Genomic DNA, 24,130 nt, shown 5'->3' on the forward strand with positions numbered 1-24,130 from the left:
GCCGCCTTGAGGGGCGTATTGCAGGGTGGCTTGCCGGCAGCCATGGCAAGGGTTTGAATGAGCGTCAGCCCGCATAGCTATTCAGATCAGGCCCGCGTGCGCCGTAATACGGAGAAAGGCGCATGCGGGCCGCATTACAATAGCGCTGTTCTGTCGTTTTTTTGCGGGTACCTTTTCTTATGACTTACTGTGTAGCGATGTCCGTCGACGACGGTCTCGTGTTCCTGTCGGACACGCGCACCAACGCGGGCGTTGACCACATCAGCACCGCGCGCAAGATGTCGGTGTTCGAGCTGCCGGGTGAGCGCATGCTGGTGCTGCTGGGCGCCGGCAATCTGTCGCTCACGCAAGCGGTGCTGCACGAGCTGTCCGAGCCCGCTGATCCCTCGCAGCCCACGCTCTGGAGCGCCCCCACCATGGCCGACGCGGCACGCGTGATCGGCCGCGCGGTGCGCTGCGTGCATCAGCGCGAAGCCGAGGCGTTGCAGGAATTCGGCGTCGACTTCAATTGCAGCTTCATTCTCGGCGGCCAGATCGCGGGCAACCGGCCGCGCCTGTTCATGATCTACTCGGCGGGGAATTTCATCGAAGCGTCGGCTGTGAACCCGTATTTCCAGATCGGCGAGGCCAAGTACGGCAAGCCGATCATCGATCGCGTGCTGACGCCGTCCACGCCGCTCGATGAAGCGGCCAAGTGCGCGCTGATTTCGATGGATTCGACGCTGCGTTCGAATCTGTCAGTCGGGCTGCCGTTGGATCTGCTGGTGTATGAGAAAGATTCGCTGCACGTCACGCGCTTCGTCTCGATCGATCACGACAATGCGTACTTCGAGATGATTCACCGCACGTGGGGCGAGCGGCTGCGTCAGGTGTTCGGCGAGATTCCCGATCCTGACTGGCAGGATTCACCCAATGTGCCGCTGCTGCAGCGCGAGCGTGCGCTGGTGCTGCATCGCGCGCCGGTGGGGGCAGACGGCGTGGAGCATGAGCTCGATGCGAAGCCGGCGCAGACGTTGGCGCAGGCGGAGAAGGGCAAGGCCCAGCGGCGCTAGGCAGTTCAGCGTGGCTCCCGTGGGTCGGGAGCATGACATCAAGGTCGTCACGAGCCTGTTAAGGGCTTGCTGGCGGCCTTTTTTTAACTCACCTGCTGGGAATGATCACGATGGACGCGCAGTGCGCGCCTGGCTGTCCGTCTATTCGCGGCGTGATTTGCAGGTGCCAGGATTAGCCGCGTACGCGAGAACCCGCAGACGAAAAAAAACCAGCCACAGGCTTATCGCCCGTGGCTGGTCTTCAACTGCGTGTTGCTACAGCAGTCCGTCAAATTCGATTAGAACTTGTGGCGGATGCCCAGGCTAACCATTTCTTGCTGGTTGGAAGCCGAGTTGTAGCCGTACGAACCGATCGATGCGCCAGCTGCGCCCACCGTGGTTGCCGACGTACGTTGTTCGCCGCTTGCATGTTGCCATGCGCCGACCAGGTAGATGTCCGTGCGCTTCGACAGGTTGTAGTCGCCGCCCAGGGAAACCTGGTTATACGTTGCGCTCGTGTCGCCCGTACCCTTCGTGTAGACGTAGCCCACGCCCACCAGCATAGCCGGGGTGACCTGGTAGCCAAGGTACACGCCGCCGACGTTGTACTTCTCGGTCGAACCGAAGCCCGACAGGCCGTCCGGCTTGTATTGCGCGTTGCTGTAGCGCAGGTTGACCGTGAACGGGCCGGTCACGTATTGCGCCGCGACCTGAGCGATACCGATCGACTTGGCTGTTGCGTAGAAGCTGTTGACCTGGCCGTCGAACGTACCGTCCGACGTGCTGCCGTTCCAGCCTTCCGTCGCCGGCGTGCCAGCCGTGCGGCTAGCCAGCGTGTTGCCGTTGTCAGCACGGAAGTAGCCTGCAGCTACGCTGAACGGACCCGTTGCGTACGTTGCAGCGCCCGACCACGTTTGGCCCGAACCCGTCGAACCAGCCACGCCGCCGAATGCGTACATGCCTTCGAACTGGAAGCCGCTCCACACCGGCGAGGTGTACTTGACGGCGCTGTTCGTGCGCGAGGAGTTGTCGTTGTTGTCGACGTCGCCCGGCGTTGCGAAGGTGGAACCGAAGTAGTTGTCACCCGTCAGCGGCTGAACCAGGTCGACCACCGGATCGTACTGACGACCCAGCGTGAACGTGCCCCACTGATCGCCCGTCAGGCCGACGTAGGCTTGACGACCGAACATGCGGCCGCCCTGACCCAGCTTACCGGAGTTCACGTCGAAGCCGTTTTCCAACTGGAAGATTGCCTTCAGGCCACCGCCGAGGTCTTCCGTGCCCTTCAGGCCGAAACGATCGCCCTGCAGGTTGCCGGCGTACATGCCGATCAGATTCGAATTCTTACCAGCCGAATTTTGCGTGTTGTGAACGTACTGGACCGACTCATCGATCAGGCCGTACAGGGTAACGCTGCTTTGAGCATGTGCTACGCCGGTGACGCCCAGGAGCGCCAGCGAGAGGGTAGACAGGGCGATTCGTTTCATCCATTTCTCCACGCAGATGATTAGTTTGTTGTTGCGGAAAGGAGAATAGCTCACTGCCTCAACCGGCAAGAACTGGAAAAAAAAGACTGTCTCCAAAAACCGACAAAAGATGCAAACCCTTGTATTTAAAGCCCGTTAACGATTATTGCTATTTTCGCAATATTGATTCGTTGACCGTGCATTATTGTTGTTTTGTTAACAGTGAAGGCGTCGGCACCTTCAATTTAGACACTTGTTTGAATGGAGGTTGTAAGGTAGTTGTCTAGATGTTCTTGCCGTTTTGAAGCGTCCATATAAAAGCAGAGCCGCGTTTCGCTTGACGGGCGCGCTAGACAGGAATTGTGCGTTGTGAGCGGGTGGTACCCGCTTCAGCTTTCGCTCGCGACGGTCGTTATCGTCCGCCGTTACGGCGCGCCACAGCAGCGACCGCTAGCCCGGCCGCCGCAGCAACCAGCACCGAGGTCCATGGATGCCGTCTGACGTAGCGATCGGCCGCGACGGCCTGGCGGCGCGCTTCGACCAGGGTGACAGCGGCGGCGCGCGTCGCCTGTGCTTCGGCAATGACGACGGTGCGGCCGATCTTGACCGCAGTCGCCCGCGCTGAAGTCTTCTCTCGCCCTTGCTCTCGCGGCAAAGCCGACGCCGGAGCGGTCGCGGCAAGCGTCGCGGCCTCAGCCGCTTCGGCAGCAGGCACCAACCCGGCAGCAGCCGATGTGCGATCTTCCACGCGAGGTACCGCATGGGCCGATACCGTCGATGCCGCCAGCACCGAAGCGAGCTTGGCGCGGCTGCCGGGCGGCGACTCTTCCTGCATGCCCCATCCGCCGCGCGGATCGTGCATGCGCCCGCGCGCGGCCGAAAACTCCGCGCCGAGCAGGAGCACCGCAGCCGAGAAGTACAGCCACATTAGCAGCACGGCCAGCGATCCGGCCGCGCCGAACGAACTCGCCATCCCGGCGTGCGCGATATACAGCGCGAACAGCTTCTTGCCCGCTGAGAACAGCACGGCTGCGACGACGCCGCCGACGAACGCATCGCGCCACCGCACCGTGGCGTCCGGCAGAAACTTCAGCAGGCCGGCAAAGGCGAACGCCAGCACCAGCAAGCCGACGCCGAGTTGCAGCAGATTGCCGATCACCACATACGGCGAGTCGCCCCACAGCCACTTGCCGATGAACGTGATGACCGTATCGAGCACGAGTGAGACGATCAGCAGGAAAGCGACGCCGAGCACCAGGCCGAACGAAATCAGGCGTACGCGTACCAGCGCGATCACGCTCGACGAGCGCCGCCCCGTATACGGCCACACCAGGTTGAGTGCGCTATTGAGCGACGAGAAGGTGGCCGAGGCGCCGATCGCCAGCATCGAGAATGAAATGATGGCCGCGATACCACCGGCGCTGCCGCTGTGATGGGCGTTCTCGACGATGGTTTGCACGCCCGCGGCGGCCTGGTCGCCGAGCAGGCCGTGAATGTGCGTGAACAGTTGGCCGCGCGCGGCAGCGTCGCCGAAGAACCAGCCGGCCACGGCGATCACCATGACCAGCGTGGGCGCGAGCGAGAATGCCGCATAGAAGGCGATGCTGGCGGCCATGGCCGCGCAGCGGTCCTCGCCAAACTGTTTGAAAGCGCCGATTGCCCAATTGGCCTGCTTGCGGGCCACCAACTGGAGGTTCTCGGCGGAAAGCGTGTCGCTGTCCATGGTCGTTTTTCTCAATGGGATACTCGCGCCGCGTGCGTGCCGTTGAGGGGGCCCGAGGTGGCCTTGATGCAGCCCGCGCATCGACGCCTTTCGCAAACCTTGTGCCTGTCACTATAACAAGCGACAAGCGACAAGCGACAAGCGCTGCAGGCGTGCGCCTGCAATACGCCGCAAGCAGGTGTGCCGTTAGAATGCCGATGGACCTTCACACTTTTATCACCATGCACTCGCACGAACTCGTCAAGCAACTGGACGTCATTCCAGCAGAACAATTGAGCGCGCATTTGCCGGCGCATGTCGTCGAGCACTTGCCGGCCCAGGGCGTGACCGTGTTCGCTGTTAGCGACGACGCGTCGGATACCGCCGAATTCAGCGCGCGCTATGGCTTCGGCCTGGAAGACTGCGCCAACACGATTGTGATCCGCTACAAGAAGGAGGGCGCCGAGCATTACGCGGCGCTGGTCTCGCTGGGCTCGCTGCGTCTGGACATCAATGGCGCGGTGAAGGCGGCGCTGGGCGCGCAGCGTCTTTCGTTCGCCAAACGGGAGGCCGCCGTGGAGCATAGCGGGATGGAGTTCGGCGGAATTACGGCCTTCGGCTTGCCGGAGGACTGGCGCATTCTCGTCGACGCCGCGGTCATGGAGCGTGCTCAGATCGTGATGGGCGCGGGGGTGCGGGCGGCCAAGTTGCTGTTGGCGCCCGAGGTGCTGCAGCAGTGGCCGCGCTGCGAAGTCGCCTCGCTTGCGCTGCCGGCCGAGTGAAGGTTTGGGGGCTGCCACCCCGGCAAGCAGCGCCAATCAAGCTCCGTCCCATAGGCCAACACACGAAGGCATCAAACAAACGCTGAAGTTTTCCACCGCTCAGCCGTTATTCCGAAGATTGACCTGAACAGTTACGGTGCCGCGCCCGCGCGGCGCCGACTATAAGTACAAAGGAATCCGGAGATGGAACGCTTTCGCCTGAAAGTGCGGCTTTGGCTCGCGCTAGCGGTAATGTGTATGGGAATTCTGGCGATCGGCCTGTGGGGTGCGTTCAAAACGCGCGACACGATGATCGCCGACCGTCAGGCCGAGCTGAAAAGCGTAGTGAGCGTGGCCTACAGCGTGCTGGATCGCTATAACGGCCTCGCCGCGGCCGGCACGATGCCGCTCGCCGACGCGCAACGCACGGCCATGGCCGACCTGCGCGCGATGCGCTACGACGGCGCCGGCGGCTACCTCGTGATCGAGGACGCGCATGCGAAAGTGCTGATGCACGGCGTGCGGGCCGATCTCGAAGGCAAGGACATGAGCGGCTTCACAGACCCGAAGGGCCGCCACGTGTTCAAGGACGGTTCGGATCTCGCCGAGCGCGACGGCGAAGGCTTCATCCACCTGCAGTTCCTGAAGCCGGGCTCCGATCAGATGGCGCCGAAGATCAACTACGTGCGGCTCTACAAGCCGTGGGACTGGACGATCGTCACCGGTGTGTTCACCGACGATATCGACGCCGCGTTCTATACCACGCTCGTGCAGTACGTCGGCGCGGCGCTGATTCTGTGTCTGGTGGTCGGGCTTGTGATCGGCGTGATCCTGCGCAGCATCTTGCGGCAACTCGGCGGCGAACCGGCTTACGCGGCGCAGATCGCTTCACGTATCGCCGATGGCGACCTCGATGTGGTCGTCGAGACGAAAGCCGGCGACAACGTCAGCCTGCTCGCCGCGATGCAGCGCATGCAGCATCGACTCGCGCAAGCGATCACGCAGATTCGCAGTGGCGCCACGCTGATTTCGACAGTGTCCAACGAGATCGCCGCCGGCAACGCGGACCTGTCGCGCCGCACGGAACAGCAGGCGACCGCGCTTGGCGAAACCGCGTCCAGCATGGAGCAGATCACCGCGACCGTGAAGCAGAACGCCGACAATGCCAAGCAGGCCAGTCAACTGGCGCACAACGCCTCGGAGACGGCGGCGCGCGGCGGTGAAGTGGTGGGCCAGGTGGTCGAGACGATGCGTGGCATCTCGCAGTCGTCACATCGGATCGGCGACATCATCGGTGTGATCGAGGGGATCGCATTTCAGACCAACATTCTTGCCTTGAACGCGGCGGTTGAAGCGGCGCGCGCCGGTGAGGAAGGGCGCGGCTTCGCGGTGGTGGCGGGCGAAGTGCGCAGCCTCGCGCAGCGCAGCGCGGCGGCGGCCAAGGAGATCAAGACGCTGATCGAAGAGTCGGCCGCGCAGATCGAAGGCGGCTCGCAGTACGTGGGCCGGGCCGGTGAAACGATGCAGGAAGTGGTGCACGCGGTGCGCCGCGTGACCGACATCATGGGCGAGATCAGCGCGGCGTCGGTTGAGCAAAGCTCGGGCATCGAACAGGTCAACATCGCTGTGGCAAGCATGGATCAAACGACCCAGCAGAACGCTGCGTTGGTGGAAGAAGCCAGCGCGTCCGCCGATGTGTTGAAAGCCCAGACCGGGCAACTGTCGGCTGCGATTGCCGTGTTCACGCTGCCGGAAGGGGCGTGAAAAGCATGGCGGGACACGAGGCGCCAGACAAAATGAATGTCGTGACCAAGGGGCGGCGCAGTGGCCAGGCAGGATTGCAGAACGGGTGAATTTTACAGCGGTGCGGTCAATGTGACGGGTGAGGCGGGGAAAGCGGTGACCGTGACGCGGGTGACGCCGCCAGATGGCGGTGTCACGCAGCCGGTTGCGTGACTGCGGGACCGTTTCACCCTTTGACCGTTTGACTGCGGGACAGCGCGCTAACCGGCGCGCTTGCTCAGATCATCAGACGCGAGACCTTGGTGCCTTCGAGCGATACACCGGCCATCAGTCCGCCGTTCGTCAGTACAAAAGCTTCGACCGGGCTGGTGGCGGTCGAGGTATCGACCGCGCCGTTCGCGCCGACCTTCAGCACGGCGACCGTTGCATCGGCACCTGCTGCCCACCCCTGGCTGTGGAGGAAGGTGTCGAGTGCGTCTTGCGTCATGAACAGAAACACGAGCGCTTTGGACTGCGCGCCGATCTGCAAACCAAACGATCCCGCGACGGTGCTGTAATAGCCCGCCGTGCGTCCGGCCACGCGCAACGCGCCTTCGCCGTATTGCCCACCGACCCAGAAACCCGCAGAAATCACCGACGGGAACACCAGCACGCCGCGCGCTTTGTCGACCAGTTCACGCGAGCCGGTAACGTTCGCGTAGAGACGCGACAGGGTGGAATCGACCCCGGCGTTGATCGAGTCACGCTTGCCGGCGTTCGCCGAAGGCGACGCGCCCGAGGATGGCGACGTGGTCGTGCAGCCGGCGAGGCCGAAACCGGCCGTAGCCAAAGCTGCGCCGGTGGTCATGATGAAATGTCGTCTGCGCATGATCGTTCTCCTTGTGCGTGATGGAGGTTGCATTTCCTATTTGAACAGTGAGTGCCGTGACACCGGCAGCTCCCATGCCGGCAGCCCGTACGCCTCCTAACCAGCATTTAGCGTGCCTGACGCCACGGCTCGTGTGTCAGACAGTCGTGATGCGCGGACGTTCGCACAAGGGGCACGGCGTTTGACACCGCACCCCCAATCTCTAAGCCGCCGGGCGGATATTCTGATTGTGGCTGAACAGGTTGTGCGGGTCGTAACGATTCTTGACGGCGACGAGGCGCTCATAGTTCGGCCCGTACGCATCGGCCACCCGGCCGCCTTCCTCCTGCGTCATGAAGTTGACGTACACGCTGCCTAGCGCGAATGGTGCGGCTGCGGCAAAGAACGCGCGGGCCCAGGCAACGCAGCGCTCGTCGTCGTTCGCGTCGTCCCAACGGCCGTGCACGTTCATCGCGTACAGCGCGTCGCGGCTCGAATAGGCTGTGGCGTCGACCGGCACCCGACACGTCTGCCCGCCGATCTGCCCGAGAAAGATCTCGCATTGCGGCGACGGCAGCGTGCCGATCGCATCGAGCAGGGCATCGATGAGGCCGTCCGATATCTTGTCGAGGTTGTGCGACTTCCAGTAGTTACGAGCGCCCGGCGCGAGCAGCGGATCGAACGCCTGTTGCCACATGGCGTACGGCATCGGCCCAAGATGTTCGCCGACGGGTGTGCCGAAGCCGCGCACAACCTCCACGACGGATGGACCGTTTTCGACGGGGCCGGAGTAGCACATCGCGAACACGATCACCGGCTTGCCGTGCGCCTCGGGCGGCAGAAACGGCAACGGGGGCGCAAGCCGTACCACGGGCCACACGCTCAGTTCCTCCGGCATCTGTTCCACCGCCGTACGGTACTGGAGCAGGGCGCTCTTTGCCTGGTCGAACGGCAGCACAACCAGGCCACCGTACACGAGCGGCCCGACCGGATGCAGCGCGAACTCGAAGCGCGTCACGACACCGAAATTGCCACCGCCACCGCGAATCGCCCAGAACAGATCTTCATGGGAGTCGGCGCTGGCGTGCAGAAGTTCTCCGTCGGCAGTGACCACGTCCGCTGAAATCAGATTGTCGACGGTCATGCCGTATCTGCGGCTCAGCCAGCCGAACCCACCACCGAGCGTCAGACCCGCCACGCCGGTGGTCGAGTTGATGCCGAGCGGGGTGGCGAGCCCGAACGCTTGCGCTTCGTGGTCGAAATCACCGAGCGTAGCGCCAGGCTCGACATACGCGCGCCGCGCTGCCGGATCGATCTGTACCGATTTCATCGGTGACAGGTCGATCACGAGGCCGTCGTCGCACAGCGCGGTGCCGGCGATGTTGTGGCCGCCGCCGCGTACCGCCAGCGGCAGATCGTTGTCGCGCGCGAACGCTACGCCACGGCGCACGTCGGCCACGCCGGCGCAACGCAGGATCATCGCCGGATGCCGGTCGATCATCGCATTCCAGATGCTGCGGGCCTGATCGAAACCCGCGTCGCCGGGCAGCAGAAGCTGGCCTCGGGTCGCGGTTTTTAGTTCGTCGATGGCGCTACTGGACACACTAACCATGGCACACCTCCAGACACAGTGGAAGACGATCTCAGAACACTATTCAGCTGAACAAAGTAAATGAAGACGCATGAAGAGGTTCAATTTGCGTCCATCCAGTAAACGGGGCTGTCTCCGTAAGTCAAACGAAGGTAAACCCGCACCTGCAACCGATGCCGCGCGAAAGCTCGTGCAGCACGTGTCTGCGAGTCATGGCGGGAGTGATGACCCTCGGCGACGCAGTGGATGGTGGGAACGCTTCGGAAAAAGCGGCGCGAAGAAGTGAGGAGTGTGCGCTGGGATGGTGGCTGCGCGGCGACACTTTTGCAGCCGAAAGCGGGTATTTTTGTTTGCGAGCCGTGCAGAAGTGTCGGTTTACATGCCGATTTGCACGGAGGACTATGCTCGTTTCGACTCGTTCACAACCTATCGCGGAGGAAGTGTCATGTCCATGCAAGCTCTCGTTCTCAAGCAGCACGGTGGCCCGCTCGAACTCACGGAACTGCCGCGCCCCGAGCAGGCGCGCGGTGAGGTGCTGGTGCGCATCGGCGCGAGCGGCCTGAATCCGCTCGATACCAAGATCCGCGCCGGCGCCGCCGGGCACGCGAAACATCCGTTGCCGGCGGTGTTGGGCATCGACATGGCGGGCGTCGTCGAGGTGGTGGGCGACGGTGTCGGCAGGTTCAAGGCGGGCGATCGGGTATACGGAATGACGGGCGGCGTGGGCGGCCTGCAAGGCTCGCTGGCGCAATATGTATCGGTCGATGCCGACCTGCTGGCCTTGATGCCGTCAAATCTCTCGATGCGTGAAGCCGCCGCGCTGCCGCTTGCTTTCATCACGTCGTATTCGGGCATTGTCGATCGCGCGCATTTGCAGGCAGGGCAAACGGTGCTCGTCCATGGCGGGGCGGGCGGGGTTGGATATGTCTCCGTGCAGTTGGCGCTCGCACTCGGTGCGAAAGTTTTTACGACAGTTAGCGAGCGCGACCGCAGCGTGGTGGAGGCGTTGGGTGCTACGCCAATCGATTACCGGGCCCAGGCGGTTGAGCAATATGTCCAGTCGGCGACGGACGGCGCGGGTTTCGATCTGGTCGTCGATACGGTCGGCGGGGCGACGCTCGACGCATCGTTTGCCGCCGTAAGGCATTTCGGTCACGTGGTCAGCGCGCTCGGGTGGGGCACGCATGCGCTGGCGCCGCTGTCGTTTCGCGAAGCCAGTTACTCGGGCGTGTTCACGCTGCATGCATTGCTTTCCGGCGAAGGCCGCGCGCATCACGGCGAGATGCTGCGCGTGGCGGCGCAACTCGCCGAAGAAAACAGGCTCGCGCCCCGCCTCGACGCACGGCCCTTTGATCTGAGCACCGCGCAGCTTGCTTATGACGCACTGACCGACGGCAGCGCGCGGGGCAAGGTCGTGGTCGAGGTGAATTGAGCGGAACGCCGAACGCAGCGTTGCTGCGCTCCTTGGGATTAGCCCTTCACGAGGCCGCCGTCCACAATCAGATTCTGACCGGTGACCGCGCGCGCCCACGGCGACAGAAAGAACAGCACGGCGTCGGCGAACTCTTCAGGCGTCGTGACGCGCCGCACCGGTGTCGAGTTTGCGATCAGGTCGAAAACGAATTCTGGAGTGGCCGCGCTCGCATCCGTGGTGCGTAACAGGCCACCCGACACCATGTTTACTGTGATGCCATCTGGCCCGAGATCGTGAGCAGCGGTGCGCGTTAGCGACAACAGTGCCGCTTTGGCCGCCGTGTAGTCGTGATAGGGCACTACGGGGTTCTGAAACAGATTGGTGCCGACGTTGACGATGCGGCCGAACCCGCGCGAGCGCATGCCCGCAGGGGCCGCTTGTATCGTATTGAGCGCGCCCTTGAGCGAACCGTCCAACTGCTGCTGGAACCGCGTCCAGTCAATGACGTCGATTTTCGGGCGGGCGTCGCCGTCGAACTGAAAGTCGGCCAGCGCGTTGTTGACCACCGTCACGACGGGCTGCCCGGTTTGTGCGTGTGCCGTTTCGAACAGACGCGCGACGGCCGCAGCATCGGTCACGTCCGCCTGGATCGGCAGGACACGGTCGCCGAGTTCGTCTCTCAGCGCCTGTGCCTGTGTTTCGCTCTTACGATAATTCACCACGACGCCCGCACCTTCGCGCACCAGTGCACGCGTGATCGCGGCGCCGAGTCCGCGGGCGCCGCCCGTTACCAACACCCATTGTTGGGATAAAAGCATCTTTTTTCCTGTTATCGATGAAGTTGTGATTTTTCTATTGTCGCCTGATTCAGCTTTCTCGCTCGCTCAGTGAGGTAGCGCACGGATAACGACGGCGCTGATGCAGGCGGGGCGATGTGCGCAACGGAGTGCACCTCGACAGGTCCAGTAGCCGGTGTGATGTCTTCGCACTGTCTGTGTGATCGCCCTCACTCCCGCTTTTTCAAATGCTATTTCGTGTCCGGACAAACACGTACACGAAGCGTTGGTTCGCGCCACGGTCTACTCCCTTGCTCGAAAACCACTCCCTGTGAGTGACAGGTTCGCCTGCGGCTGCCCGATTCATCTGACGAAGAGATTCGAGCTTCAATTATAAAAAATGATTTGGACTGCGTATCTAAGTGTGGAAATCCGGACGCATTTTAATAAACGGTAATTAACAATCTTTGACAGTCGGACAGCGCAATTAATTGGAAACAGGTCGGCACTATCGCATTGCGTGGGCTAGCGCACGGTCACCGGATCGCGCTCCGCATAACTTCAACGTCCATCAGGCCCTGCTGTGCTCTTTTCAAGGCTTTGTTCGCGCACAGCCAGTTGTTTCTCCCGGATCACGTCAAATCGGATCGGGATTATCTGCGGGAGAGAAGTCGATTGCCGTGCGGTTTTCGCGTGGTGCGCGACAACGTCGATCGTGTTTTGAAGGGTCTTTTTTTACAGCGAACAGCAGCTTACTCGTTATCTGGATCTGTTTTCAGAATATATGGTTAGGAGAATGAAATGAAAAAGCAAAACGGGGACACGCGGACGTTGGGGACAAGTAAAGCGGTATTGGCGGTTGCTGTGAGTCTTTATGCGGCAATGGCGGGCGCTCAAACGAGTCCGGCGGCACCTGCGGCGCCGTTGGCAAGTTCGACGAAGCTGATGGTCACGCAAACATTGCCGGGCGATTGTCCGCTATTCGACGCGCTTGGCTGTAAGCAGGAGGACGGTGGATCGCGGGCGTCCGGCGGAGGTGGCGTCGCAGCGGCTGCGGGTCTGGGGTCGACATCGCCTTCGGGTTCACAGAGCAGCAACGGCAGCGGGACTTCGTCGGCTGGGCTGGGCGCTAACGGTGGTGCGGGCGGATCGACATCGGATGCCGCGGGACTCGGTGCTGGGGGGGCGGGGAGTGGCAGTGGGGGGAAGGGTGGGTCGGGTAGTGGTGGGTCGGGTAGTGGTGGGTCGGGTAGTGGTGGGGCGGGCGGTGGTGGGACGGGTAGTGGCGGGACAGGCAGTGGTGGAACAGGCAGTGGTGGAACAGGCAGTGGTGGGACGGGTAGTGGTGGAACAGGCGGCGATGGTAACGGCGGTGGTAACGGTGGGCACCACGGCGGCGACGGAGGCCACGGCCATGGCGACGGCGGTCATGGTGACGGCGGTCATGGTGACGGCGGTCATGGCGATGGTGGTCATGGCGACGGTGGCCACGGTGACGGTGGTCATGGTGATGGTGGCCATGGCGACGGTGGTCACGGCGATGGCGGTCATGGCGACGGTGGTCATGGCGATGGCGGCCATGGCGACGGCGGTCATGGCGACGGCGGTCATGGAGATGGTGGTCATGGCGATGGCGGCCATGGCGATGGCGGCCATGGTGACGGTGGCCATGGCGATGGCGGCCATGGTGACGGTGGTCATGGAGATGGCGGTCATGGCGACGGCGGCCATGGTGACGGCGGTCATGGAGATGGCGGTCATGGTGACGGTGGTCATGGCGATGGCGGCCATGGCGACGGCGGCCACGGCGATGGTGGCCATGGTGACGGCGGCCATGGAGATGGAGGTCACGGCGACGGCGGCCATGGAGATGGAGGTCACGGCGACGGCGGTCATGGTGACGGCGGTCATGGAGATGGTGGTCATGGTGACGGTGGTCATGGCGATGGCGGTCATGGAGATGGTGGTCATGGTGACGGTGGTCATGGCGATGGCGGTCATGGTGACGGTGGTCATGGCGATGGCGGTCATGGTGACGGTGGCCATGGCGACGGCGGCCACGGCGATGGTGGCCATGGTGACGGCGGCCATGGAGATGGAGGTCACGGCGACGGCGGTCATGGTGACGGCGGTCATGGAGATGGCGGTCATGGCGACGGCGGCCATGGAGATGGAGGCCATGGTGACGGCGGTCACGGCGACGGTGGCCATGGAGATGGCGGCCACGGTGCTGGCGGTCATGGCGACGGCGGCCACGGCAATGGCGGCAAAGGCAGCAGCGGCCAAGGCCAAGGCCAAGGCCAAGGCCAAGGCCAAGGCCAAGGCCAAGGCCATGGCAGCGGCTCCGGCGGCAGCGGTGGCAATGGAGGCGGCTACGGCGGCCACGGCCATTGACGCAGCGAACTCTCCTCAGCGCGCGGCGGCCGGCAAACGGCCTCCCGCGCTGATATCCCGTCCCGCATCACACGAGCGGACAGCCGAACATCCGCTCACCCTCACATCCGCACCTATCGGATTCGCACGTCGACGAACAGCTCACAGTGAATGTCCCGGATGGACCGGCCACTCGCGAAGGTGCTGCACGATCGCATCTTCGCCCTAACGCACAGCGTGCCGTCCGTGTTTAAATGCCGAGGCCTCGCTCGCCGATGTCAAGCGCTAACGCTACGGCCCGGCGGGCATACCGCAACGGTCCATTCACAACGGAGTTCGCGTTGAATAACAAACAGGCCCCGCTGCCGCAAGCGCCATTGCGAATTGCGGCTGCGCAAGCGCAACCGGTTTCAGGCGACGTAACGGCAAACATTGCCAGAACGGTCGAACTAACCCACCTCGCCGCCGACCGCGGCGCGAAACTGGTGGTCTTTCCCGAGAAATTCCTAAGCGGCTATGAGCCCGATCTGATTGCCGGCGACCCCGCTAAATACGCCTTCGACGAACACGATGCGCGGCTCGCGCCGATTCGTGACGTCTGCCGTCAGCGTGAGATCGCCGTGATCGTCGGAGCGGCAACGCATGGCGCAGGCGGCGTGCGCGGCCTCCATATTTCTTCGCTGGTGTTCAACCGTTCCGGCGAACTGATCGAGCCGTATCACAAGCAGCATCTCTACAGCAGCGAGACGAAGATTTATCAGCCGGGCAAGCAAGGCTGCATGCTGGAGATCGACGGCTGGCGCCTCGCACTCGGCGTGTGCTACGACTCCGGTTTTCCGGAGCACGCGCGCCGCGCCGCGATGAATGGCGCACACGCGTATCTGGTGAGCGCGCTCTTCAGCCAGAAGACGGGCTATCACCAGTCACGCATCTGGTTTCCCGCGCGTGCTTTCGACAACACCCTGTATGTGCTGCTGTCGAATCACGTCGGCACCACAGGTGGTTGGGAAACGTGCGGCGCGAGCGCGATCTGGGGTCCGTACGGCGACGTCGTGGAGGAGGCCAGCCGCGAGCGGGAGGAGGTGATTACCGCGCTACTCGATCCAGCCGTGCTCGCCGATGTTCGTGAACGCGAGACGGTGCTTGCGGACTTCAAGGCGCATGCCGATGAGACGTCGGGTGGTTACGTCGTACACCGTCTGGATTAACCGCACGCGCGGCTGCTTACTTCAACGCAGCGGGCCGCACCACGCCCACCGTATCGCGGCGCGGGGCGGGCACGGCCCACAGCAGCGCAACCATGCCCGCGATCAGGAGTGCGGCGATGACGGCAAAGCCCGCGTAGATGCTGCCGGTTTCGGCCTTCAGCATCCCGACCAGCGAAGGGCTCACCGCGCCGCCGATCGCACCGATCGCGGTAATCGTCGCGATACCGGCTGCAGCGGCGCCGCCGTCCAGATAGGCGGTGGGGATCGTCCAGAAGATACTCAGCGTCGCGTAGATGCAGATCGACGCGACCACCAGCAGGGCAACGGTGAACGGAACGCTATGCGCGGCAAGCGGTAGCAGCAGAAAACTCCCGGCCACTGCGAAGCCGCAACCCGCCACATGCCAGCGCCGTTCGGCGTGACGATCCGAACTGCGCCCGATCGCCACGATACCGATTGCGGTGCAAACCGAAATCGCGCCGCTGAGCCAGCCGATATTGCCGATCTGTTGCACGCCGACGTGCCGCAACAGCGTCGGAATCCAGAAGCCGACCGCATTGAGTCCCATAAACACGCAGAAATAGATCGCCGACAGCAGATAGATCCGTGGGTTGCGCAATACATCGGCGAGGCACGCGGGCGGCGCGTGGTGTGCGCCGCGCTGTTTTCTATCCGCTTCAAGTGCCGCGGTGACGTGGGCCTTTTCCTCGTCGCTCAGCCATTTTGCATGCGCCGGACGATCGTCCAGATAGAGCATCGCCATGACACCGAGCACAATGGCCGGTACGCCTTCGACCAGAAACAGCCACTGCCAGCCGTGCAAGCCGAGCATGTCGTGGAAATGGACCATGATCCAACCCGACAGGGGCCCACCGATGATGCCCGCCAACGGCACGGCCATGATGAACAGACTCGTGATGCGCCCGCGTTGACGATCGGGAAACCAGTAGGTGAGGTACAGAATGATGCCGGGAAAAAAGCCGGCTTCTGCGGCACCCAGCAGAAAACGCAGCAGATACAGCATGCTCGCGCTCTTGACGAACATCAGCAGCACGGTCAAAGCACCCCACAGCACCATAATCCGCAGGAGCGTCTTGCGTACGCCGATGCGCTCCAGCAGCAGATTGCTCGGCAACTCGAACACCAGATAGCCGACGAAGAACATCCCTGCCGCGAAGCCGAACACGGCATCGTCGAGCTTCAGATCTTGCAGGAACTGCAGCTTTGCAAAACCGATGTTGACGCGGTCGATGAAGTTGACCACGTAGCAGATGAACAGAAACGGCACGATACGCCGCGCGATCTTGCGATAGATCGCATCATCGGGCGTAAAGGCTGACGAGCGCTGCATGGTGTCTCCTGGCGGCCCGGCACGTTGCGCCGGGCGCATATGATGTTTTTGTGAGGCGTTGAGTCGGGCTCGGCTTGCGACTCTAATAAAGAGTCCGCTGGAGACTCTATTCGAGGCCGCATTCGCGCCTTTACCGCCAACCGCCGTGTACTACCACTCGCCGAAAAAGACCCCCCAGTCCTTGTGCGTGTTGGTCTTGCTTTCGACAGTCGGGTTATCGATCGTGACGCGCTGTTTCAACGAGCCGTACCAGTCGGCGAGCTTTGCATGCATTTGCGCGCGGATGACGGCGTAACTCGCGTCGGCGCCGAGATCGACGTATTCGTCCGGATCGTTCGCCAGATCAAAGAGTTGCGGACGGTAGCCCTGCCAGTGTATGTATTTCCAGCGCATATCGCGCACCATCCAACCGCGGCATTCGTCGGGTTTACGTTCCAGTGCGAGACGCGCGCCGCGGAAACTGTAGTCGAGTTCGGAGACCACGTAATCACGCCAGCCTTCCGCACGGTCCGCTTCACCACGCGTGAGCGCCAGAACCGAGTGTCCTTCGATACGCTCTTCATAGGCCGGCAGGCCGAGCGCGTCGAGCACCGTCGGCACCACATCGATACCCGACACGAAGCGCGTTTCGGCGCTGCCGCGGGTGGCGTCGGCACGCGTCGACGGATCGTAGACGATCATCGGCACCCGCTGCACGGTGTCGTAGAACAGTTCCTTTTCGCCGAGCCAATGATCGCCGAGGAAGTCGCCGTGGTCGGCGGTGAACACGATCAGGGTGTCTTGCCAGCGGCCGAGCCGTTCGAGCGTGTCCCACAGTTGACCAAGCTGGTCGTCGATCTGCTGGATCAGGCCTTGATAAACCGGCCGCACGGTGTTCGACACTTCTTCACGCGCGAAATTAACGCTTTCTTCATGCGTGTGATACGCGGCCACAACCGGATGCGCATTGTCGAGTTCGGCGGGCTTGCGCGCGAGCGGCAGGCATTGATCGAGCGAATAGAGATTGTGATAAGGACGTGGCGCGACATAGGGCCAATGCGGTTTTACGTACGACAAATGCAATGCCCACGGCGTGTCGCCTTGCTGCTCGATATAGCGGATCGCCTGATTCGTCATGTAAGCCGTTTCGGAATGCGGCTCGGCCACACGCGCCGGCCAGCGTACGTTGCGCATTTTCCAGCCGGAATGCACTGCGCCGCTGTCATCTTCCACACTGATAGCAAAGTCGCTCCACGGTTTGTCGCTGACGTAGCCGTGTTCGCGCAAAAAGGCCGGGTAGCCACTCTCCTTGCCAGGTTCGTGGTGACCGTCATAGCGGTCGAGTTCGTCGAACGAACCGGTCGAGAGGCGCTGCCCGAGCGGACTTTGACGCGCGATGTCGAGCCGCTGCATGCCGTTGCTGTCGGCCATCACGTGCGTTTTGCCGGCCAGCGCGAGCGAGCGGCCATTCAGGCGCAGGTATTCGCCAAGCGTCATTTCGCCGATCGAGAGCGGCACGCGGTTCCAGTTGGCGCCGTGACTGCTCATCGTGCGGCCGGTGTAATACGACATACGCGAGGGACCGCACACGCCGGAACTGACGAAGGCATTGTCGAAACGCACGCCGCGCGCGGCTAACGTGTCGATATGACGGGTTTGCAGGTAGGGATGTCCGTAGCAGCCGAGATGATCGCGGCGAAGCTGGTCGCACATGATAAAGAGAACGTTGCGGGTGTCCGCCATCTATAAGCACCGTCTGCGGCCTTGCGGCCTGAAGTAGGAGAAACCGGGGAGATGCTTCGATGCTAGAAACGAACCGGACGATTGACCTAATCAAATAAATGTGCGATTGCACAATGAGCCGGGGCCGGGACGGGGACCGATGCGGCCAAAGCGCGTCATAATGGCCGCCAGCCCCTTTTTAGACGTACGCTCACTGTGCCTGCGACCGACCCTCAATCGATACCTGTGCTGAAGCATCCCGAGCACATCGACGAATTTCTGCTCTACAGGCTTCACAACCTGGCGCGTCTGGCGACTCAGGGTGTCGGTCTGATGTTCCGGCGGGAACTCGGCATTAGCCGGCGCGACTGGCGCATTCTCGCGTTCGTCGGCAGGCACCCGGACGCGAGTTTGACCCAGCTCTCCGAATCGGCCGCGCTCGACATGGTGGTGGCGAGCCGCTGCGTCGCCAATATGGTGAAGAAGGGTTTGATTGCGAAAACGCGCTTGCCGGAGAACAAGCGGGTGACTGTGCTCGCGCTTACCGAAGCCGGCCGTATCGCCTATGAGCGGGCACGCGTAAGCGGGCAACGCTATAACACCGAGTTCGCGGCCTGCCTGAGCGATGAGGAAGCGGTTTTACTCGACGGTTTGCTCAAGCGGATGGAGCAACAAGCCGCGCAACTGACGCAACGCGAGATTGCCAGAAGCGGGCCCATTCCGATACTCAGCGAGGACGTTGAATAGGTCCCTACGCGCATTCACGTCGGCCAGAACATGCCCACGGCCGCCAACCCCATTGCGGCAGTGGCGAGCCAGCCGACCCAGCGTAACCAGCCGGTCACCGCAAACTGACCCATGACCTTGGGGCTGGCCGACATCACCATTACCAAGATCATGATCGGCACGGCCGCGACGCCGTTGATCACCGCGCTCCAATACAGCGCTTTGATCGGATCGAGTCGCATGAACGTGAGCGCAATGCCGCCGAGAATCGCTACCGCGATTACGCCATAGAACTGCTTCGCCAGATTCACCTGCAACGCCAGGCTGTTACGCCATTTCATCGTGCCTGCGGCCGCGTAGGCAGCCGAACCCGCCAGCACCGGCAACGCCAGCAAACCCGTTCCGATGATGCCGAGACTGAACAGCGCAAACGCCAGATTGCCGGCGATCGGCTTGAGGGCACTGGCGGCGTCGGCGGTGGTTTTTACTTCGATGTGGTGGGCGTGCAATGTGGCGGCGGCGGTGAGCATGATGAAAAACGCCACGCTGTTCGAAACAGCCATGCCGACCCACGTATCGATGTTAATTCGCTTCAGTTGGGAGGAGGCTTGCATCGGCGCACGCAATAGCGCTTGGTCGGCCGGTTTCGAGCGGATTTCCTCGACTTCCTGCGATGCCTGCCAGAAGAATAGATATGGGCTGATCGTCGTCCCAAGCACTGCGACCACGGTGGTCAGATAGTCGCTGGAGAATTGGATCGGCGGTTTCACGATACTCAGGCCGACGGCTTTCCAATCGATCGGAATCACGAAAATGATGGCGACGTAGGCGAACAACGCAAGCGTCAGCCATTTCAGCATGCTCGCGTAGCGTTCATACGGAATGAACATCTGCATCAGCAGGGACGCGGTGCCCAGCAACGCGACGTAGAGCTGAACCGGCCCGCCGATCACCAGTCTGGCGGCGGCGCCCATTGCCGCAAGGTCGGCTGCGATATTGATCGTGTTGGCCGCGAGCAGAAGCAGTACCGCGAGATACAGAAGCGGAGCGGGGTAGTGGCGGCGTAGATTGGTTGCGAGGCCGCGACCCGTCACCCGTCCCATGCGCGCACTGACCAGCTGTATCGCGACCATCAGCGGGTAGGTGAACAGCAACGTCCATAACAGTCCGAAGCCAAATTGCGCGCCGGCCTGCGAATAGGTGGCGATGCCGCTCGGGTCGTCGTCCGCGGCGCCGGTAATCAGGCCGGGACCTAGCCGTTTCATCCAGGAGCGTTCGGCGATGTCTTCAACGACAACTTCCGGTTCCAGGTTTTCAGTGGTCATCGTATCCGCCTGTATGGGGAAACCGTGTTGAGTCGCGTGTTGAGTCGTATAGGGATCGGGTGTGCGAACGCCGTTGGAGGGATACGCGTCGTTCTCAACCGGGTAGCATTCTCTGTGCCACTGGTCTCGCCGCTCAATTTCCATTGACTCGGCGAGTGTTTGCCTTGGTGAACGGCGGCATGCAACATGTCATCCGCTACAATGGCGCGCACTACCCACCTGGAGACTCGCTTTGAAATCTATCGTTGCTTTGGTCGCCGCGGCTGTTCTTTCTTCGACGGCGATGGCTGCTTCTACCATTGAAAAACTGCCTTCCGGCGTGATCGTTGAGCATCTCAGCCCGGGCACGGGCGCCCAGCCGGCCGCTGACGACGTCGTGAAAGTCAACTATCGCGGCACACTCGCCAATGGCACCGAGTTCGATAGTTCGGCGAAACATGGCGGCCCGGCAACCTTCCCGCTCAATCGCGTGATTCCGTGCTGGACACAAGGCGTGCAAAAGATGAAGGTCGGTGAGAAGGCCAAGCTGACCTGCCCGGCGGCGACGGCCTATGGCGAGCGCGGCGTCGGCCCGATTCCGCCGAATAGCGACCTGACGTTTGAAGTCGAGCTCGTTGGTATTGTCAAGTAATACGGTGCGAAATGCGCTGAGACTGAACCCCGCTCCGGAGACTGCAGCGGGGTTTTTCTTTTCCGGGGCAGGACAGCGGTTTACTGAACGCTATCCGTGATGACGCGCCAGAAGCGTCTTTGTCAAAGCGCCATCCGGCGAGCTTGCCGTATGTCCGATAGCCTGGTTTTTCTAAAAGAAGAGAAGTTCTGGACTTGCACTCTCTCTCCATTGCCAGACCATGAAAATAACAAACCTGAAAATTCAGCATCTGGTTGTCGCCGCGTTATTCGGCAGCGCAACTCACGCCGTATGGGCCGCGGGGTTCGATCTGCCGGATTCGCTGCCGAATATGGTCGGTGGCGGATTCGGCTCCACGACCGATTACGCAGGCGGTAAAGATCGCATGGTGGGTGTCGTGCCAGGCCTGCGCTATGTGACCAGTGGCGGACATCTGCTTGAATGGTATGGACCTTATGCGCAATTCGACTTCGGTGGTGTGACCGGATTCCAATGGGGCCCCGCCGTCGCGCTGCGATTGGGGCGCAGCCATGTCGACGACCCGGTCGTCTCGCAGATTCACGAGGTCGACACGACCGTCGAGGGGGGCGGCTATGTCGGCTACGAATATGACCACGCCGGCAGCTTTCCCTATCGCCTGCGCGGTACCGTCACAGTCTTGACGAATGCCGGCAGCGTTTATACCGGCGCACGCGTTTCGGTCAACGGCAGTGCCTGGGCGCCGGTGTCGCCCCGCATCTTTCTCGGGGCAGGGCTGGGTGCCGGCTGGGTCAGCCAGGGCTTCAATCAAACCTACTTCGGCGTGACCGCGGAAGATGCCGGGCGCAGTGGTCTGCCCGCATTCAGTCCGTCTGGCGGTCTGGAACAGATCACCAGTTGGGGCGCCGCGATCTACCAGTTCAACAAGAACTGGTTCGGCGGCGCGATGATCTACTACCAGAGATTAACGGGCTCGGCTGCCGACAGTCCGATCGTCACGCAGCGCGGGACGCGCAATCAGATTACGTATGGTGTCGGTGTGGCGTATGCTTTTCGCTGAGCGCGGGCGGCGTCTTTTTTAAAGTTCCGCCGTACTCAGTCGTTTACTTTCTACGCGTGCGCTGGCGCTGCAACACGCGCTTTGCGCATTCCGGAAGATCTGGCCGTCATTCGTTGCGCGTCGGGAGCGCCTGTCATGAACATCGACTTTCATTACGGTGTGGTCTATATCGTCGCCCGCATTGGCGGCATGACGGCCAGCGATGCACTCACCGTGGCGCATGCCTGCCAGTATGTCGACGACGCGACCACTTCAGGAATACTGCGTTTTTCGGGCGGCGAGACTTTCGAGCGCTTTGCCACCGCGCACAAGCTATTCGACTATACCAACACGGAAAACGACCAGAACCGGCTGGTGTGGGCGCCATTTCATTTTCTGCCCGCGGGCGTTGGGGAGACGCTCGACGATAAGGCGGTGTGCCGGGCGGATAGCGCCGTTGCTCGCGAGGTGGTTCGCCGCGCGATCCGGCAGCGGGGCACCGACACGGCGTTGTACCGCCTGGGTGTGACGCTTCACACGTACGTCGATACGTGGGCCCACCAGGGTTTCGCCGGTATCGAAAGCCGGACGAACCGTGTCCATATGCTGGAGGCGGAAGATTGCACGCGAGAAGGCTGGTTCGCCCACCTTACCCGCGCCACGCGGCATCTGGTCCAGCACATCGAGGAAGATGTACTGACGCTTGCGCTGCCCGTCGGCCACGGTGCCGCCTTGCACTATCCCGACCAGCCGTGGGCGAAGTGGCATTACGTCGACGGCAGAAATGTGCGCGTGAACAGACACAATCTGCCGGAATTCATGCAGGCGGCCGAGATGACTTGTCGCGCGGTGCGCGCTTACGTCGCGGGGCGGGAAGATTTCGAATACCAGCCTGGTCTGCCGGAAGATGTAAAAGCCGCGCTCACAAAGCTTCTCGACACCAATCGGAACCTTGACGACAACAAGCGCCTGCAGACCATTTGCGAAATGGTGAAAACCGGTGCCATTCCTGGCCTGGAAGAATCGATTCCGGACTATGTACCCAAGGGGCTCGGCTCCTGGAAATACAACGCCACCGGTTTGCGGTCCGACGACGACAGCGGGGACCGCCCCCAGTGGAGCGATGTCTTTGAGAAAAGTGACTACCGGCGCTTTCACGACGCCGTCAAAGAGCACCGTTTCGTGGTGACGCAGGAAATTCTGCCGGCGCGCGGACTACGGATCGCGTAAAGAAGCCGGGCTATTCCGCCCTCACTTGCTGACGTTGCGCGGCCCGTTCTTCCGCCTGTTTCTTCGCAATATGTCTTCCCACCAGGCAGCCGCCCACCGCGCCCACTACTGCGTGGTGCCCGGCATAGTGGCCGGCGACTCCGCCAACAACTGCGCCTTTCATGCAACCGGCCGCATTTGCCGTGCCCGCTGCGGCGGAGCTCAGTACGACCGCCGCGAGGGCGGCCTTGATAAAACCCGCTTTCATCTGAAAGTACCGTGCTATTAAGTTATTCGGAAGTGACGTTTCTGCGCGCCATTTCAATAGCCGCGCCAGTGGCCGCGGTCATGCCATTCGTGCTCGCGCCATTGCTCGCGGCGCCATTCCTGTTCACGCCACTCGCGCCCGCGCCAACCGTTGTAGCCACCATAGGCCACCGCGACCGGCGCCGGACCGTAGACGACCGGTCGTGCGAGATAGACCGGAGGAGGCGGCGCATAGACGCCGACCGGAATACCGATTCCGACAGCCACATCCACGTGCGCAGATGCCACTGACGATGCCGCCAGAAATGCCAGACCCAGTGCCGCGCCAACGATCTTCTTGTTCATTTCCCTTCTCCTTCCACATTCAGGTGCGATGCATCCGGTTGCTACCGGTTTGCCACTGCTTTGTTTCTGACTACGGTTCGGAGTGTAGAAGGGCGATCCGGACACAGGTGAAACAGCGCTGCGAGATTGGTAACGTGGGATTACCAGCTAAAAAAAAGAGCAGCGACCCTTTGAATCTCCGGATGCTTGCCTATAGTAGAAGCAACTATTGCCGCATTGCACAGCGGCCGGTCTCTTTTGATGTGGGTGACGGGGAAACAGAAATGACGCCATCGAACGCTGCGATCTATCAGGCCCAAGCTTGTACGCCGGATTCATTACGAACGCTTGCCGGCTATCTCGAACTGGCGCTCGATGAAGGAGAAAGCGTGGTTCTGATGCGGATCGGCACGCAGGTGCGCAGTGTGTACGTCGGCAATCCCTCCGGCGCTCTGGAGGATTTAACGGATCACGGCGTCGTGGCCGCTTTTCAGGCCGACGAGATGCTGGCATTGACACAGTTGGGACTCAATCGGATAACCGCCGACGATCAACAGTACCGGTTCATGCGCAGCGTGAGGTATATCGCTGACCGCCAGGTTGTCGTTTTTACTCCGGCTTGAGCGGACAACCAGTAAACGAAAAGACTAAAGAATACGGCTATCG

At 62.0% G+C, this 24,130-nt stretch carries 21 protein-coding genes; 11 read left to right on the forward strand and 10 right to left on the reverse strand.

Annotation, left to right across the window (positions count from 1 at the left end):
* Positions 1 to 179: 179 nt before the first annotated feature.
* Positions 180 to 1,052 (forward strand): proteasome-type protease, encoded by an 873-nt coding sequence (locus tag PQQ96_RS16240; protein WP_408293536.1) that lies wholly within the window; start codon positions 180 to 182, stop codon positions 1,050 to 1,052.
* 278 nt (positions 1,053 to 1,330) lie between these two features.
* Here the strand turns inward: PQQ96_RS16240 and PQQ96_RS16245 are convergent, their stop codons facing one another.
* Positions 1,331 to 2,518, reverse strand: a complete 1,188-nt coding sequence (locus PQQ96_RS16245) for a porin (RefSeq protein WP_408293538.1) — start codon at positions 2,516 to 2,518, stop codon at positions 1,331 to 1,333.
* 391 nt (positions 2,519 to 2,909) lie between these two features.
* Positions 2,910 to 4,220, reverse strand: coding sequence for a YihY/virulence factor BrkB family protein (locus PQQ96_RS16250; protein ID WP_408293540.1), 1,311 nt, complete (start codon positions 4,218 to 4,220; stop codon positions 2,910 to 2,912).
* Between the two features lie 221 nt (positions 4,221 to 4,441).
* Here PQQ96_RS16250 and PQQ96_RS16255 point away from each other — a divergent pair, with 221 nt between their 5' ends.
* Both PQQ96_RS16255 and PQQ96_RS16260 read left to right on the forward strand, forming a co-directional pair.
* Complete coding sequence (locus tag PQQ96_RS16255; protein ID WP_408293696.1) at positions 4,442 to 4,981, forward strand: YbaK/EbsC family protein; 540 nt, start codon at positions 4,442 to 4,444, stop codon at positions 4,979 to 4,981.
* A 183-nt stretch (positions 4,982 to 5,164) separates the two neighbouring features.
* Positions 5,165 to 6,724 carry a methyl-accepting chemotaxis protein gene (locus tag PQQ96_RS16260; protein WP_408293543.1) on the forward strand — a complete coding sequence of 520 codons (1,560 nt, stop codon included), beginning with the start codon at positions 5,165 to 5,167 and terminating at the stop codon, positions 6,722 to 6,724.
* Positions 6,725 to 6,980: 256 nt separating this feature from the next.
* Here the strand turns inward: PQQ96_RS16260 and PQQ96_RS16265 are convergent, their stop codons facing one another.
* Entirely contained in the window at positions 6,981 to 7,571 is a 591-nt protein-coding gene (locus PQQ96_RS16265) for a BPSL1445 family SYLF domain-containing lipoprotein (RefSeq protein WP_408293546.1), read from the reverse strand.
* Positions 7,572 to 7,773: 202 nt separating this feature from the next.
* Positions 7,774 to 9,162 carry an FAD-binding oxidoreductase gene (locus tag PQQ96_RS16270; protein WP_408293549.1) on the reverse strand — a complete coding sequence of 463 codons (1,389 nt, stop codon included), beginning with the start codon at positions 9,160 to 9,162 and terminating at the stop codon, positions 7,774 to 7,776.
* Between the two features lie 424 nt (positions 9,163 to 9,586).
* On the opposite strand from PQQ96_RS16270, the gene PQQ96_RS16275 reads away from it, so the two are divergent.
* Positions 9,587 to 10,573, forward strand: coding sequence for a zinc-dependent alcohol dehydrogenase family protein (locus PQQ96_RS16275; protein WP_408293552.1), 987 nt, complete (start codon positions 9,587 to 9,589; stop codon positions 10,571 to 10,573).
* A 38-nt stretch (positions 10,574 to 10,611) separates the two neighbouring features.
* On the opposite strand, the gene PQQ96_RS16280 is transcribed toward PQQ96_RS16275, so the two are convergent.
* A complete protein-coding gene (locus PQQ96_RS16280; RefSeq protein WP_408293554.1) occupies positions 10,612 to 11,373 on the reverse strand; it encodes a 3-oxoacyl-ACP reductase in 762 nt (253 codons plus the stop codon).
* Between the two features lie 1,258 nt (positions 11,374 to 12,631).
* On the opposite strand from PQQ96_RS16280, the gene PQQ96_RS16285 reads away from it, so the two are divergent.
* Together PQQ96_RS16285 and PQQ96_RS16290 are read left to right on the forward strand one after the other, a co-directional pair.
* Positions 12,632 to 13,933, forward strand: a complete 1,302-nt coding sequence (locus tag PQQ96_RS16285) for a hypothetical protein (RefSeq protein WP_408293557.1) — start codon at positions 12,632 to 12,634, stop codon at positions 13,931 to 13,933.
* A gap of 112 nt (positions 13,934 to 14,045) precedes the next feature.
* On the forward strand, positions 14,046 to 14,912 hold the full coding sequence (locus PQQ96_RS16290; RefSeq protein WP_408293560.1) for a carbon-nitrogen hydrolase family protein: 867 nt from the start codon (positions 14,046 to 14,048) through the stop codon (positions 14,910 to 14,912).
* Positions 14,913 to 14,928: 16 nt separating this feature from the next.
* On the opposite strand, the gene PQQ96_RS16295 is transcribed toward PQQ96_RS16290, so the two are convergent.
* Both PQQ96_RS16295 and PQQ96_RS16300 read right to left on the reverse strand, forming a co-directional pair.
* Positions 14,929 to 16,263: an MFS transporter gene (locus tag PQQ96_RS16295; RefSeq protein ID WP_408293563.1), complete on the reverse strand. Its 1,335-nt coding sequence runs from the start codon at positions 16,261 to 16,263 to the stop codon at positions 14,929 to 14,931.
* Between the two features lie 150 nt (positions 16,264 to 16,413).
* Positions 16,414 to 17,985, reverse strand: coding sequence for a sulfatase-like hydrolase/transferase (locus PQQ96_RS16300; RefSeq protein ID WP_408293566.1), 1,572 nt, complete (start codon positions 17,983 to 17,985; stop codon positions 16,414 to 16,416).
* Positions 17,986 to 18,210: 225 nt separating this feature from the next.
* Between PQQ96_RS16300 and PQQ96_RS16305 the strand changes: the two genes are divergently transcribed.
* On the forward strand, positions 18,211 to 18,711 hold the full coding sequence (locus tag PQQ96_RS16305) for a MarR family winged helix-turn-helix transcriptional regulator (RefSeq protein WP_408293569.1): 501 nt from the start codon (positions 18,211 to 18,213) through the stop codon (positions 18,709 to 18,711).
* 14 nt (positions 18,712 to 18,725) lie between these two features.
* On the opposite strand, the gene PQQ96_RS16310 is transcribed toward PQQ96_RS16305, so the two are convergent.
* The gene (locus PQQ96_RS16310; protein WP_408293572.1) at positions 18,726 to 20,015 is read right to left on the reverse strand and encodes an NRAMP family divalent metal transporter; all 1,290 of its coding nucleotides are present in this window, start codon (positions 20,013 to 20,015) and stop codon (positions 18,726 to 18,728) included.
* A 283-nt stretch (positions 20,016 to 20,298) separates the two neighbouring features.
* On the opposite strand from PQQ96_RS16310, the gene PQQ96_RS16315 reads away from it, so the two are divergent.
* The 3 genes from PQQ96_RS16315 (at position 20,299) to PQQ96_RS16325 (ending at position 22,894) form a co-directional block, all read left to right on the forward strand.
* Positions 20,299 to 20,646, forward strand: a complete 348-nt coding sequence (locus tag PQQ96_RS16315) for an FKBP-type peptidyl-prolyl cis-trans isomerase (protein ID WP_408293699.1) — start codon at positions 20,299 to 20,301, stop codon at positions 20,644 to 20,646.
* A gap of 220 nt (positions 20,647 to 20,866) precedes the next feature.
* The gene (locus PQQ96_RS16320; RefSeq protein ID WP_408293575.1) at positions 20,867 to 21,685 is read left to right on the forward strand and encodes a MipA/OmpV family protein; all 819 of its coding nucleotides are present in this window, start codon (positions 20,867 to 20,869) and stop codon (positions 21,683 to 21,685) included.
* 135 nt (positions 21,686 to 21,820) lie between these two features.
* On the forward strand, positions 21,821 to 22,894 hold the full coding sequence (locus PQQ96_RS16325; RefSeq protein ID WP_408293578.1) for a DUF6765 family protein: 1,074 nt from the start codon (positions 21,821 to 21,823) through the stop codon (positions 22,892 to 22,894).
* Positions 22,895 to 22,904: 10 nt separating this feature from the next.
* Here PQQ96_RS16325 and PQQ96_RS16330 read toward each other — a convergent pair whose 3' ends face one another.
* Positions 22,905 to 23,141 (reverse strand): hypothetical protein, encoded by a 237-nt coding sequence (locus tag PQQ96_RS16330; protein ID WP_408293580.1) that lies wholly within the window; start codon positions 23,139 to 23,141, stop codon positions 22,905 to 22,907.
* 53 nt (positions 23,142 to 23,194) lie between these two features.
* Positions 23,195 to 23,485: a hypothetical protein gene (locus tag PQQ96_RS16335; protein WP_408293583.1), complete on the reverse strand. Its 291-nt coding sequence runs from the start codon at positions 23,483 to 23,485 to the stop codon at positions 23,195 to 23,197.
* A 107-nt stretch (positions 23,486 to 23,592) separates the two neighbouring features.
* Between PQQ96_RS16335 and PQQ96_RS16340 the strand changes: the two genes are divergently transcribed.
* Positions 23,593 to 24,087 carry a hypothetical protein gene (locus tag PQQ96_RS16340; protein WP_408293585.1) on the forward strand — a complete coding sequence of 165 codons (495 nt, stop codon included), beginning with the start codon at positions 23,593 to 23,595 and terminating at the stop codon, positions 24,085 to 24,087.
* Positions 24,088 to 24,130 lie beyond the last annotated feature (43 nt).

It is taken from the genome of Paraburkholderia sediminicola (genome assembly GCF_046027825.1).
Taxonomy (GTDB): Bacteria; Pseudomonadota; Gammaproteobacteria; order Burkholderiales; family Burkholderiaceae; genus Paraburkholderia; species Paraburkholderia sediminicola_D.